Below are 13,376 nucleotides of genomic sequence, written 5' to 3'. Positions count from 1 at the left end.
TTCAGCCCTCCGAGGGGGCGAGGCGTTCGAGCTCTGCCTCTGTGGACTTGAGCAGGTCGTTCCAGGACGCCTCGAACTTGTCGACGCCCTCGTCCTCCAGGAGCTGGACCACCTCGTTGTACGAGATCCCGAGCTTCTCGACCGCGTCGAGCTCGGCGCGGGCCTGCTCGTACGTACCGGCGATGGTGTTGCCGGTGATCTGCCCGTGGTCCTCGGTGGCCTCAAGGGTGGCCTCCGGCATGGTGTTCACCGTGTTCGGCGCCACCAGGTCGTCGACATACAGAGTGTCCTTGTACGCCTTGTCCTTGACGCCGGTCGAGGCCCACAGCGGACGCTGCTTGTTGGCCTGCGCCTTGTCGAGGGCAGCCCAGCGGTCGGAGGAGAAGACCGCCTCGTACGCCTGGTAGGCGAGCCGGGCGTTGGCGAGACCCGCCTTGCCGCGGGCGGCCTTCGCCTCGGGGGTGCCGAGCGCGTCGATCCGCTTGTCGATCTCGGTGTCCACGCGGGACACGAAGAAGGACGCCACGGAGTTGATCTTCGAGAGGTCCAGGCCACGCTCCTTGGCCTTCTCCAGGCCGGAGATGTAGGCGTCCATGACCTCGCGGTAGCGCTCCAGCGAGAAGATCAGCGTGACGTTGACGCTGATGCCGAGGCCGATGGTCTCGGTGATCGCCGGGAGACCCGCCTTGGTGGCCGGGATCTTGATCAGGGTGTTGGGACGGTCCACCAGCCAGGCCAACTGCTTGGCCTCGGCGATGGTCGCCTTGGTGTTGTGCGCCAGACGCGGGTCGACCTCGATCGACACGCGGCCGTCCTGGCCGCCGGTCGCGTCGAAGACCGGACGCAGGATGTCGGCGGCGTCACGGACGTCCGCCGTCGTGATCATGCGGATCGCTTCTTCGACGGTGACCTTGCGAGCGGCGAGGTCGGCGAGCTGCTGCTCGTAACCGTCACCGCTGCTGATCGCCTTCTGGAAGATCGACGGGTTGGTGGTGACGCCCACGACGTGCTGCTGGTCGATCAGTTCGGCGAGATTGCCGGACGTGATCCGCTTGCGCGACAGGTCGTCCAGCCAGATCGCGACGCCTTCTTCGGAGAGGCGCTTGAGTGCGTCTGTCATGGAAATTGCATCTCCTACGTGTCGTATATCAGCGTCAGCGCCGGGCTGCGGCGATCGATTCCCGGGCGGCATTGGCGACGTTCTCGGCAGTGAAACCGAATTCGCGGAAGAGCACCTTGCCGTCGGCCGAAGCACCGAAGTGCTCCAGCGAAACAATGCGCCCGGCGTCCCCGACGAATCGGTGCCAGGTCAGACCGATACCGGCCTCGACCGCGACCCGCGCCTTCACCGACGGCGGCAGGATGCTGTCCCGGTACCCCTGGTCCTGCTCCTCGAACCACTCCACGCACGGCATGGACACAACGCGCGTCGGAATGCCCGCGGCCTGCAGCTGCTCGCGGGCCTCGACGGCGACGTGCACCTCCGAGCCGGTGCCGATGAGGATGGCTTCGGGCGCTGTGTTCTGTCCTTCGGACCCTTCGGCCTCGAAGAGCACGTAACCACCCTTGGCGGCATCCTCGTTGAGCTCGTACGTCGGCACGCCCTGGCGGGTCAGCGCGAGGCCGTGCGGGGCGCCCTTGCCGAACACCTTCGTGTAGCGCTTGAGGATCTCGCGCCAGGCGACGGCGGTCTCGTTGGCGTCCGCGGGACGGACGACGTTGAGGCCGGGGATCGCGCGCAGCGAGGCGAGGTGCTCGACCGGCTGGTGCGTCGGACCGTCCTCGCCGAGGCCGACGGAGTCGTGCGTCCAGACGTACGTCACCGGCAGGTGCATCAGCGCGGACAGGCGCACGGCGTTGCGCATGTAGTCGGAGAACACCAGGAAGGTGCCGCCGTAGATGCGGGTGTTGCCGTGCAGCGCGATGCCGTTCATCTCCGCGGCCATGGAGTGCTCGCGGATACCGAAGTGAATCGTGCGGCCGTAGGGGTTGGCACCCGGCAGCGGATTGTCGGCCGGCAGGAACGAGGAGTTCTTGTCGATCGTCGTGTTGTTCGAGCCCGCCAGGTCGGCGGAGCCGCCCCACAGCTCGGGGATGACCGCGCCGAGCGCCTGGAGCACCTTGCCGGACGCGGCACGCGTGGCGACGCCCTTGCCCGCCTCGAAGACCGGGAGCTTCTCCTCCCAGCCGGCCGGCAGCTCGGTCGCGGCGATGCGGTCGTACTCGGCGGCGCGCTCCGGACGGGCGGTGCGCCAGGCGGCGAAGCCCTTCTCCCACTCGGCCTTGGCCTCGCGGCCGCGGTCGAGGGCCTGGCGGGTGTGCGCGAGAACCTCGTCGGTGACCTCGAAGGACTTCTCCGGGTCGAAGCCGAGGACGCGCTTGGTGGCCGCGACCTCGTCGTCGCCGAGCGCCGAGCCGTGCGCGGCCTCGGTGTTCTGCGCGTTCGGGGCGGGCCAGGCGATGATCGAGCGCATCGCGATGAAGGACGGCTTGTCCGTCACCTTCTTCGCGGCCTCGATCGCGTTGTAGATGGCGTGCGGGTCCAGGTCGCCGTCCGGCTTCGGGGCGACGCGCTGCACATGCCAGCCGTACGCCTCGTACCGCTTGGCGGTGTCCTCGGAGACAGCCGTCTCGGTGTCGCCCTCGATCGAGATGTGGTTGTCGTCCCACAGCAGGACCAGGTTGCCGAGCTTCTGGTGCCCGGCCAGCGAGGACGCCTCCGCGGAGATGCCCTCCTGGAGGCAGCCGTCACCGGCGATGCAGTAGATGAAGTGGTCGAACGGAGACTCGCCCTGCGGGGCGTCCGGGTCGAACAGACCGCGCTCGTAGCGGGAGGCCATCGCCATGCCCACGGCGTTGGCGACACCCTGGCCGAGCGGACCGGTCGTGGTCTCCACACCGGTGGTGTGCCCGTACTCGGGGTGACCCGGCGTCTTGGAGCCCCACGTACGGAAGGCCTTGAGATCGTCCAGCTCCAGGCCGAAGCCGGCCAGGTAGAGCTGGGTGTAGAGGGTCAGGGACGAGTGGCCCGCGGACAGCACGAAGCGGTCGCGTCCTACCCAGTCGGCGTCCGCCGGGTCGTGCCGCATCACCTTCTGGAAGAGGGTGTACGCGGCAGGCGCCAGGCTCATCGCCGTACCGGGATGGCCGTTGCCGACCTTCTGTACGGCATCGGCGGCCAGGACGCGGGCGGTGTCCACGGCCCGCTGGTCCAACTCGGTCCACTCGAGGTCTGTGGTGGTCGGCTTGGTGCTCACCCTGGGTCAGGGCTCCTCTCCACATGTCACGCATGTCGAATGCCGGTGCACTGGGCGCCCACCGGCGGTGTCGAGCCTACCCCCGTAAGTACGTGCGTTTTTTCGACTCATTCCAGACTGCCGGGACTCTTCGGGATCCGCCTCCCGACTGGGCCGATCCGTGTTCGGCAAGTGAATACGGAGCCGCTCGTAAGAGTGCTCAATCGAGTGGTGCTCGGCTCTTCCAGCGGCGCTGCTCAACACGACCCCACCCCCGCGAATGTCGGGGTCTGGGCAACGTCTACAGTGGCGTGGTACGCGCGAGCCTTTACGGGGAGTTCACACCCGGGGGCTTGCTGGGATGTCTCTGTCAGGGGTGTGCGTGACGGCCGTCGAATCCCGTCCAGCGGGTGGGGGCACCTCCCGCGCCCTTAAGGCTGTGGGGGAGCTCGAGTCGAGCAGCAGCCGGGGCCAGCGGCCGTTCGGGGCCCGTGTCAAAGCGTTCGTGGCGCTGACCAAGCCGCGCATCATCGAACTGCTGCTGATCACCACCGTTCCGGTGATGTTCTTGGCCCAGCAGGGTGTGCCGGACCTGAAGCTGGTGCTCCTCACCTGCCTCGGCGGCTATCTGTCGGCGGGCGGCGCCAACGCGCTGAACATGTACATCGACCGTGACATCGACGCCCTGATGGAGCGCACCTCGCAGCGCCCGCTGGTCACCGGCATGGTCAGCCCCCGCGAGTGTCTGGCCTTCGGCATCACGCTGGCGGTCGTCTCGACGCTCCTGTTCGGCCTGACCGTCAACTGGCTGTCGGCGTGGCTGTCGCTCGGAGCGCTCCTCTTCTACGTCGTCGTCTACACGATGATCCTCAAGCGCCGTACGTCGCAGAACATCGTGTGGGGCGGCATCGCGGGTTGCCTCCCGGTGCTCATCGGATGGTCCGCGGTCACGAACTCCATGTCGTGGGCGCCGGTCATCCTCTTCCTCGTCATGTTCTTCTGGACGCCGCCGCACTACTGGCCGCTGTCCATGAAGGTCAAGGAGGACTACGCGCGCGTGGGCGTGCCGATGCTGCCGGTCGTCGCCACCAACAAGGTGGTCGCCCGCCAGATCGTCATCTACAGCTGGGTGATGGTCGCGGTCTCGCTGCTGCTCACCCCCCTCGGCTACACGGGCTGGTTCTACACGCTGGTCGCGCTCGCCGCCGGTGGGTTCTGGCTGTGGGAGGCGCACGGTCTGCACAACCGCGCCAAGGCCGAGGTGACGGGCGGCAAGCTCAAGGAGATGCGGCTGTTCCACTGGTCGATCACCTATGTGTCGATCCTCTTCGTCGCAGTCGCGGTGGACCCCTTCCTGCGCTAGTGCTGCGCTAGTGCCGCGCTAGTGCCGCGTCGGCCAGGGTTTGCCCGTTGAGGAGCGGCGTCCGGTGCGTGCTCTGGGGGTCCCCCGGCCGAGGGCTGGGGGAGTGCCGGCCGGAAGTCCTCGTACTGGATGTACTTGGGCTTTCGGCCGGTGCGGCGAGTGGGGGCACCTCCCACGCCCTTGAGGCAGTGGGGGAGCGTGCCGGGCGTCGCGACGGGGTGAACCTCGGCTGACGCGGCACTAGCTGCCGGTGACGGGAGGGGTGCGTGGCCAAGGCCACGCACCCCTCCCATCGCCGTTTGATCTACTCGTCGGTAGCATCCTGGCCATGGCAGACACCCAGCAGGATGACGAGACGACCGGCGCCACCCAGGACGCCAGGGCCGAGCGCAGGGCCGCCAAGCTCGCCCAGCAGATCTCCGCCTTCTCCAAGGCGCACGGCGGGGCCGAGGGACAGGTCGCGTACATCGGACAGAAGGGCGCCCGGATCGTGCTCGTCGGCGAGGACGGCGGCTGGGGCGACCTCGTGGCACCCACTTACGCGATCGCCGAGGAAGCCGTGAAGAAGTCCGGCATCACCGTTCACGAAGAGTTCGACGGCGAGTTCGCGGCGAAGGTGAAGACGGGCCCCTACGAGTGGACGCGCATGGCGGGAATCCAGGTGGGCGGCCCGAACAACGGCTGAGGACCGGGTCGAACGCGCCTCGCCGGTCGCGCCCCTGAGGGGCGCGGGTAACTGCGCGACCAGCCACAGCAGGCCGCACCTTCGAAGAAATCCGCACTCTGCGAATCGAAAAAACCAGCGAAGCTCCTTCGCACGGGGTGTGGGCGAGCAACACCTGATACCCGCTTCACCCGTTAGGACCTGAGAACGCAAGGTCCAGTCGCGGGGAGTCCGGATGATCGAAACGTCGTCCCTGGTGGACCAGTACTGCCACGGCGTACTGAGGACGGAGCTGGGCCTCGGCACCTTCGAGGCCCACCTCGCCAGAACCGAGGGCCCACCGGCCCCCGGCACCACCTTCTTCGACACGCAGACCGGTTTCGCCGTACGCCGCTGGTGTCCGCCGCTGCTCGGTCTGGAGCCGCACTGCCCGCCCGCCCGCTATCTGGCCCGGCGTCGTGAACTCGGCGTACTGGAATCGGGCCGCAGGCTGTTGCGCGGCAGCGGCATCACGACGTATCTCGTCGACACCGGGCTGCCCGGTGATCTGACGGGGCCGGGCGAGATGGCCTCCACGGGAGCTGCCGAGGCGCACGAGATCGTCCGGCTGGAGCTGCTCGCCGAGCAGGTCGCCGACACCTCCGGCACCGTCGAGTCCTTTCTTGCCAATCTCGCCGAATCCGTCCACGGGGCCGCCGCGAACGCCGTCGCCTTCACCTCCGTGGCGGGCATGCGGCACGGACTGGCGCTCGCGCCCGAGCCGCCCGGCCCGGGCGAGGTGCGGGGTGCGGCGGGCCGCTGGCTGGCGGACCGCCGGGTGGGCGGGGCGCTCAGCGACCCCGTCCTGCTGCGCCATCTGCTGTGGATCGCGGTGGCCTCGGGGCTGCCCCTCCAACTCCACGCGGGACTCGGCGAGCCCGGACTGCGCATCGACCGCAGCGACCCCGTCCTGCTCACCGACTTCGCCCGCGCCACGGCCGGCCTCGGCACCGACCTCGTCCTCCTGCACGGCTACCCGTACCACCGGCACGCGGCCCATCTCGCCGGTGTCTTCCCGCATGTGTACGCCGACCTGGGCGCGGCCCTGGTCCGTACGGGAGTGCGGGCGGCAGCCGTCCTCGCCGAGATCCTGGAGCTGGCGCCCTTCGGCAAGCTCCTGTTCTCCAGCGGGGCACATGGCCTGCCCGAACTTCATGTGGTCGGGGCACGCCTCTTCCGCGAGGCGCTCGCACGGGTGCTCGGCACCTGGGTCGCCGAGGGGGCCTGGTCGTTGGCCGACGCGCAGCGGGTGGCGGGGCTGATCGCGGCGGGGAACGCGCGACGGGTGTACGGGGTGGACTGAGAGCCGCCAGACTTCGACCCCATGACCGATGACGCCACTGCTCGTCTCCTCGACCGCTTTCTCGCCGATCTGAGGCTTCTTGCCCCGGTCGCCTTGTGGGCGCACGGCTCGCTCGCCGGGGGCGACTACCAGGAGGGGCGCAGTGATCTCGACCTGATCGCGGTCCTGGAGGGCCCGATCTCGCTCGGCACCGTGCGCAAGGTGGTGCGGCTGCACCGCCGGCTGCGCGCCGACGAGCCGCTCGCCGACAAGCTGCACTGCAGCTATCCGACGCCGGACACCATGGCCGGCGCGGAGCGGCCGTACCTCACCTGGGCGCACAACCACCTGCTGAAGCGCCCGGTCACCCCGGTCACCCGGCGGGAACTGCACGCGTTCGGACTCGTTGTGCAAGGCACACCTCCCGAGGACCTGTTCCCGCCCACCCCGGACCGCGAACTGAACGCCTTCGTCGTGCGGGACCAGAAGGACTTCTGGCGGCCCGCGGTGCGCAAGGCCCGGCTCTGGAAGCAGAACGTCTGGGTCGACCTGGGGATGGTCACCTTCGCCCGTGCGACCGTCACCCTGCGCGAGGGCCGCCTGATCTCGAAGCGGGAGGCGTTGGAGGCGCTGCCCGCACTGGGTGCGCCCGTCGACGTGGTCGCCGACATCAGGCGGCGGAGATACGAGGACCCGGCGCCGCCCGCGGAGGAGTGGACGGTGCGCCGGGCGGAACTCACGAGGGCCTATCTGGGTCCCGCCATCGACGGCCTTGTCGCCGCCTACGAAGGACTCACGCGCGCGTGAGCGTCGATTCCGTCGAAGGACCCGGCAGGTCCGCCATGACGTCCGGGCGTTCGCGCAGCGCCAGCAGTACGCGCAGCACCCCGATCCAGACCAGGCAGGAGCCGAGCATGTGGAGGCCGACCAGGGCCTCGGGGAGGTCCGTGAAGTACTGGACGTAGCCGATGACGCCCTGGGAGAGGAGGACGAGGAACAGGTCGCGGGTGCGGTTCAGCGGGCCCTTGGGGGCGTCGACCGCCTTGAGGACGAACCACAGGGCGAAGGTCAGCGTGACCACGATCCAGGCCAGCACGGCGTGCAGCTTGGCGACGTTCTCCCAGTTCACGTGCATGCGGTCGACCTCGCTTGAGTCGCCCGCGTGCGGTCCCGCACCGGTGACGACCGTGCCGACCGCGATCAACAGCACGGCGGCGGCGACCAGGAACCAGACCAGTTGCTGCACCGACTTGCCGACGAGCGGACGCGGTTCGGCGTCGCCCTCGCGGGTGCGCTGCCACATGAGCGTCGCGACGGTGATGAGCGCCGTGGAGAGCAGGAAGTGGGCGGCGACCGTGTACGGGTTGAGGCCGACCAGGACGACGATGCCGCCGAGGATCGCGTTGCTCATGACGATCCAGAACTGGGCCCAGCCCAGCCGGGTCAGGCCCCGCCGCCACGGCTTCTGCGAGCGTGCGGCGATGATCGCCCAGCCGACCGCGGCACACAGCACATACGTCAGCATGCGGTTGCCGAACTCGATGACCCCGTGGAAGCCCATCGCGCTCGTGGTCGTCAGCGAGTCGTCCGTGCACTTCGGCCAAGTCGGGCAGCCGAGGCCCGAGCCGGTCAGCCGCACGGCGCCGCCGGTGACCACGATGACCACCGCCATCACCAGCGCGGCGAGGGCCGCGCGCTGCACCGTCCGGGGGTTCGGGGTCCAGCGTTCGGCGATGAAGGCGAGCGGGTTGCGCACCGCGCTCAGGGCGTCGGCTCGGGTCACGTTTGGCACGCTCCCCATCGTAGGGGGCCGCTTGTGCACGCCTTCACGAGGGGGAGGTCTCTACTCCCACCGGAAGAATCGGGCGGCGGCTGCGAGACCCACGACCGCCCACACGGCCAGGATCCCGAGGTCCCCCCACGGCATCCCCGCGCCGTGCTGGAGCACGTCCCGCAGCCCGTCCGAGAGCGCCGAGATCGGCAGCAGGCCGAGGACGTCCTGGGCGCCGACGGGGAACTTGTCCATCGGGACGATCACGCCGCCGCCGACCAGGAGCAGCAGGAAGACCAGGTTGGCGGCGGCCAGCGTCGCCTCCGCCTTCAGCGTGCCCGCCATCAGCAGGCCGAGGCCCGAGAACGCGGCCGTCCCCAGAACCAGCAACAGCAGCACAGCCAGCGGGTTGCCGTGCGGTGACCAGCCCAGCGCGAAGGCGACCACCGTCAGCAGGATCACCTGGAGAGCCTCCGTGACCAGCACGGACGCCGTCTTCGCCGTCATCAGGCCCCAGCGGGGGAGCGGGGAGGCGGCCAGCCGCTTGAGCACGCCGTAGCGCCGCTCGAAGCCCGTCGCGATCGCCTGGCCGGTGAACGCCGTCGACATCACGGCGAGCGCGAGGATGCCGGGGGCCAGGAAGTCGACCGCCTTGCCCTTGCCCGTGTCGACGATGTCGACCGAGCCGAACAGCAGCAGCAGCAGGGTCGGGATGACGACCGTCAGGAGGAGCTGCTCGCCGTTGCGGAGCAGCATCTTCGTCTCGAGGGCGGCCTGCGCGCCGATCATGCGGGGCAGCGGCGCCGCACTCGGCTTCGGGGTGTACGTACCGGCGGTGGTCACGAACGCAGCTCCTTGCCGGTCAGTTCCAAAAACACGTCTTCGAGAGTGTGGCGTTCGACCGAGATCTTCTCCGGCATCACCCCGTGCTGCGCGCACCAGGACGTGACCGTCGCCAGCAGTTGCGGATCGACCTTGCCGCCCACCCGGTAGGCGCCCGGCGTCAGTTCGGCCGCCGTGCAGTCGGCCGGGAGGGCCTTCAGCAGGGACCCCACGTCGAGCCCCGGGCGGCCGCTGAACCGCAGGGTGTTCTCGGCGCCGCCGCGGCACAGCTCCTCGGGGGAGCCCTGGGCGATGACCTTGCCCGCGTCGATGATCGCGACGTCGTCGGCGAGCTGCTCGGCCTCATCCATGTAGTGCGTGGTGAGGATGACGCAGACGCCGTCGGCGCGCAGATCGCGGACCAGGTCCCAGGTGGCGTGCCGGGCCTGCGGGTCGAGTCCGGCGGTCGGCTCGTCGAGGAAGACCAGTTCGGGGCGGCCGACCACGGCCATCGCCAGCGCGAGGCGCTGCTGCTGGCCGCCCGAGAGCCGTCGGTACGTCGTACGGCCGCAACTGTCGAGGCCGAGCCGTTCGATGAGCGCGTCCACGTCCAGCGGGTGGGCGTGGAGCTTGGCGACGTGGCGGAGCATTTCGTCCGCCCGGGCGCCCGAGTAGACGCCTCCGGACTGGAGCATCACGCCGATGCGGGGGCGCAGCGCCGCGGCCTCCCGGACCGGGTCGAGGCCCAGGACGCGTACCGAGCCCGAGTCCGGTCTCCGGTACCCCTCGCAGGTCTCGACCGTGGTCGTCTTGCCGGCGCCATTGGGTCCGAGTACGGCGGTGATGCCCGCCTCGGCCACCAGGTCGAGGCCGTCCACCGCGGTCTTCGTGCCGTACCGCTTCACCAGGGCCTGGACCTGGACCACGGGCTCGCTTCGCATGAGGCGCAAGTCTAAGGACGCCGTCGCGGCTCGGAGGCGCCGGGGCCCGCATCCACGTACAGATCCCCGTGGCCGGTGCAGCGCCAGCCACCGCTCCGCGTACGCCACCGCGTCGGCCACCGGGAACAGCCTGGCGTCGGCCGCGCCCACCTTGCCCCGCACGACGGGGCGGTCCCGTTCGAAGTCGGAGCCCAGCTCCTCGAACATCTCGGAGGTGATCGACACCTCCAGGACCAGCTCCCAGCCCGTCGGGGAGGGGCGCCCGACCTCCACGACGGGCGACGGGATGCGGTACTCGGCCAGATGGAAACTCGTACAGGTGTCGTAGCCCGCGCCGAGCAGCAGGATCCGGGCACCGTCGGCCTCCAGGCGGGCCAGCGGGCTGCTCCCCCACTGCCTTAAGGGCGTGGGAGGTGCCCCCAGCCGAGGCGGCAGTCGAGCGCGTGCCCCTCGGTGATCGCCGCCGCGTGCGGGCCGAGCGCCGCGAACGAGGTCTCCGGATGTGCGCTGCGCAGGGCGCCGGGCCAGTTCCGTACGGTCTCCGGGATCACGCCGACCCCGCGGGAGGGTGTCACGAGCGGGTCGTACGCGGGCATCGTCGCCCGAATGGCCGACCACCACTCCTCGGGTACGGGCGGGTTGCTCCACAGGGCCGGGTGGAGAGGTCGCCGGACTGGGTGGGGACCACCAGGGTGCCCTCGGGGCCGAGTGCGTCGCGCAGTCCCTGGACGACCGTGACGGGGCCGCCGTTGACCCAGCCGAGGGAGCTGAGGGAGGAGTGCACGAGAAGCGTTTCTCCCGGGCGTATGCCCAGTGAGAGAAGGTGTGCGGCGAGGGTGTCCCGAGTGACGAGTGGGCCGGTCGGAGGGGGTGTCGGCATGGTTCGGGAGTTTTCCCGAGAGCCCGGCCTGCCGCCACCGAATTGACCGATCAAAGATCATTTCTGCAGGTCACCTTAGGTATGCCTAAGTGATGCAGCGCACCGTCCACCCCTCAGGACGCGGCTTGCCTGCCTCTGAGGAATTACGCAACAATGGCGTTGTGAAAAACGTTCGCGAGGCTCGGGAGACCCCCACGGGGGCCCCGCAGGAGGAGCTCGCGACCGGGGAGCGGTCGACACGCAACCGGGTCGCGCGGTCCATCCTGGACCACGGCCCGTCGACGGTGGCCGATCTTGCCGGACGCCTGGGGCTGACCCAGGCCGCCGTGCGCCGTCATCTCGACGCGCTCGTCGCCGACGACGTCGTGGAAGCACGTGAGCAGCGGGTCTACGGAGCGCGTACGCGCGGCCGTCCCGCCAAGGTGTTCGCCCTGACCGACTGTGGCCGGGACGCCTTCGACCAGTCCTACGACAAGCTCGCGGCGGACGCGCTGCGCTGGATCGCGGCGCGTGAGGGCGGCGACGAGGCGATTCTGGCCTTCGCCCGCGCCAGGATGGCCGCGCAGGCCGCTGCCTACCGCAAGGCCGTCGAGGCCGCCGCCCCCGAGGAGCGCACCGAAGCGCTGGCCAAGGCCTTGAGCGTGGACGGGTACGCTGCTACGGCGCGTAGCGCACCGGTCGGCGAGCAGCTCTGCCAGCACCACTGCCCGGTCGCCCATGTCGCCGAGCAGTTCCCGCAGCTGTGCGAGGCGGAGACCGAGATCTTCTCCCAGCTGCTCGGTACGCACGTCCAGCGGCTGGCCACCATCGCCCACGGCGATGGCGTATGCACCACGTTTATCCCCAAGATTTCCAAGACCACTGATAACGCATCTGCAAGCACCGCCGGGAGGAACCCCGCATGACGCTCCCCATCGAGGAGACTGCCCACCCCGAGCTCGAGGGTCTGGGTACGTACGAATACGGCTGGGCCGACTCCGACGTGGCCGGTGCCTCTGCCAAGCGCGGCATCAACGAGGACGTCGTCCGCGACATTTCCGCGAAGAAGAGCGAGCCGGAGTGGATGACCAAGCTCCGCCTCAAGGGCCTGCGCCTCTTCGAGAAGAAGCCCATGCCCAACTGGGGCTCGGACCTCTCGGGCATCGACTTCGACAACATCAAGTACTTCGTGCGCTCCACGGAGAAGCAGGCGGAGTCCTGGGAGGACCTGCCCGAGGACATCAAGAACACGTACGACAAGCTCGGCATCCCGGAGGCGGAGAAGCAGCGCCTCGTCGCCGGTGTCGCGGCCCAGTACGAGTCCGAGGTCGTCTACCACCAGATCCGCGAGGACCTGGAGGAGCAGGGCGTCATCTTCCTGGACACCGACACCGCTCTGAAGGAGCACCCGGAGCTCTTCAAGGAGTACTTCGGCACGGTCATCCCGGTCGGTGACAACAAGTTCGCCTCGCTGAACACCGCCGTGTGGTCCGGTGGCTCCTTCATCTACGTGCCGAAGGGCGTGCACGTGGAGATCCCGCTCCAGGCCTACTTCCGCATCAACACGGAGAACATGGGCCAGTTCGAGCGGACGCTGATCATCGTCGACGAGGACGCCTACGTCCACTACGTCGAGGGTTGTACGGCCCCGATCTACAAGTCGGACTCCCTGCACTCCGCGGTGGTCGAGATCATCGTGAAGAAGGGTGCCCGCTGCCGCTACACGACCATCCAGAACTGGTCGAACAACGTCTACAACCTGGTCACCAAGCGCGCCGTGGCGTACGAGGGCGCGACCATGGAGTGGATCGACGGCAACATCGGCTCCAAGGTCACCATGAAGTACCCGGCCGTCTACCTGATGGGCGAGCACGCCAAGGGCGAGACCCTGTCCATCGCCTTCGCGGGCGAGGGGCAGCACCAGGACGCCGGCTCCAAGATGGTCCACATGGCGCCGAACACCTCGTCGAACATCGTGTCGAAGTCCGTGGCGCGCGGTGGCGGTCGCACGTCCTACCGCGGTCTGGTCGAGATCGGCGAGGGCGCGGCCGGATCCAAGTCGAACGTGCTGTGCGACGCGCTGCTCGTCGACACCATCTCCCGCTCCGACACGTACCCGTACGTCGACGTCCGTGAGGACGACGTGTCCATGGGTCACGAGGCCACCGTCTCCAAGGTCTCCGAGGACCAGCTCTTCTACCTGATGAGCCGTGGTCTGACCGAGTTCGAGGCGATGGCGATGATCGTGCGCGGCTTCGTCGAGCCGATCGCCAAGGAACTGCCCATGGAGTACGCCCTCGAGCTCAACCGGCTGATCGAGCTGCAGATGGAAGGCGCGGTCGGCTAACCCCGCCCCATCGGTCAGCACACGTCTTACTCAGAAAGCGAGCACTACGACA

General features: G+C 69.1%; 11 protein-coding genes and 1 pseudogene. 6 read left to right on the top strand and 6 right to left on the bottom strand.

The annotated features are described in order from the left end of the window. Position 1: 1 nt before the first annotated feature. A complete protein-coding gene (gene tal / locus OG390_RS12445) occupies positions 2–1,120 on the bottom strand; it encodes a transaldolase (RefSeq protein WP_406167459.1) in 1,119 nt (372 codons plus the stop codon). A 34-nt stretch (positions 1,121–1,154) separates the two neighbouring features. After that, on the bottom strand, positions 1,155–3,257 hold the full coding sequence (tkt, locus tag OG390_RS12440; RefSeq protein WP_406167457.1) for a transketolase: 2,103 nt from the start codon (positions 3,255–3,257) through the stop codon (positions 1,155–1,157). Between the two features lie 355 nt (positions 3,258–3,612). Here tkt and OG390_RS12435 point away from each other — a divergent pair, with 355 nt between their 5' ends. The 4 genes from OG390_RS12435 to OG390_RS12420 all read left to right on the top strand — a co-directional run bounded on the left by OG390_RS12435 (position 3,613) and on the right by OG390_RS12420 (position 7,391). Continuing rightward, complete coding sequence (locus OG390_RS12435) at positions 3,613–4,599, top strand: heme o synthase (protein ID WP_406177636.1); 987 nt, start codon at positions 3,613–3,615, stop codon at positions 4,597–4,599. A gap of 328 nt (positions 4,600–4,927) precedes the next feature. Further along, on the top strand, positions 4,928–5,284 hold the full coding sequence (locus OG390_RS12430; protein WP_406167455.1) for a hypothetical protein: 357 nt from the start codon (positions 4,928–4,930) through the stop codon (positions 5,282–5,284). A 214-nt stretch (positions 5,285–5,498) separates the two neighbouring features. After that, positions 5,499–6,605, top strand: coding sequence for an amidohydrolase family protein (locus OG390_RS12425; RefSeq protein WP_406167453.1), 1,107 nt, complete (start codon positions 5,499–5,501; stop codon positions 6,603–6,605). 21 nt (positions 6,606–6,626) lie between these two features. After that, positions 6,627–7,391, top strand: a complete 765-nt coding sequence (locus OG390_RS12420; RefSeq protein ID WP_406167451.1) for a nucleotidyltransferase — start codon at positions 6,627–6,629, stop codon at positions 7,389–7,391. Here the strand turns inward: OG390_RS12420 and OG390_RS12415 are convergent. From OG390_RS12415 to OG390_RS12400, 4 genes and pseudogenes are all read right to left on the bottom strand, one after another. Beyond that, positions 7,378–8,385 (bottom strand): COX15/CtaA family protein, encoded by a 1,008-nt coding sequence (locus OG390_RS12415; RefSeq protein WP_406167449.1) that lies wholly within the window; start codon positions 8,383–8,385, stop codon positions 7,378–7,380. The genes OG390_RS12420 and OG390_RS12415 overlap by 14 nt on opposite strands. A gap of 42 nt (positions 8,386–8,427) precedes the next feature. Beyond that, complete coding sequence (locus OG390_RS12410; RefSeq protein ID WP_406177634.1) at positions 8,428–9,144, bottom strand: ABC transporter permease; 717 nt, start codon at positions 9,142–9,144, stop codon at positions 8,428–8,430. Between the two features lie 50 nt (positions 9,145–9,194). Next, positions 9,195–10,118, bottom strand: a complete 924-nt coding sequence (locus OG390_RS12405; protein WP_406177632.1) for an ABC transporter ATP-binding protein — start codon at positions 10,116–10,118, stop codon at positions 9,195–9,197. 66 nt (positions 10,119–10,184) lie between these two features. After that, positions 10,185–10,998, bottom strand: a pseudogene (locus tag OG390_RS12400) (aminoglycoside N(3)-acetyltransferase); the annotation flags it as partial. 161 nt (positions 10,999–11,159) lie between these two features. Here OG390_RS12400 and OG390_RS12395 point away from each other — a divergent pair. Continuing rightward, positions 11,160–11,903, top strand: coding sequence for a helix-turn-helix transcriptional regulator (locus OG390_RS12395; RefSeq protein ID WP_406167447.1), 744 nt, complete (start codon positions 11,160–11,162; stop codon positions 11,901–11,903). Then, the gene (gene sufB, locus OG390_RS12390) at positions 11,900–13,324 is read left to right on the top strand and encodes a Fe-S cluster assembly protein SufB (RefSeq protein WP_399077703.1); all 1,425 of its coding nucleotides are present in this window, start codon (positions 11,900–11,902) and stop codon (positions 13,322–13,324) included. Before OG390_RS12395 ends, sufB begins: the two co-directional genes overlap by 4 nt. Positions 13,325–13,376: the final 52 nt, after the last annotated feature.

The organism is Streptomyces sp. NBC_00996, assembly GCF_045162675.1.
Taxonomy (GTDB): Bacteria; Actinomycetota; Actinomycetes; order Streptomycetales; family Streptomycetaceae; genus Streptomyces.
This window is presented reverse-complemented; position numbering and strand designations above follow the sequence as displayed.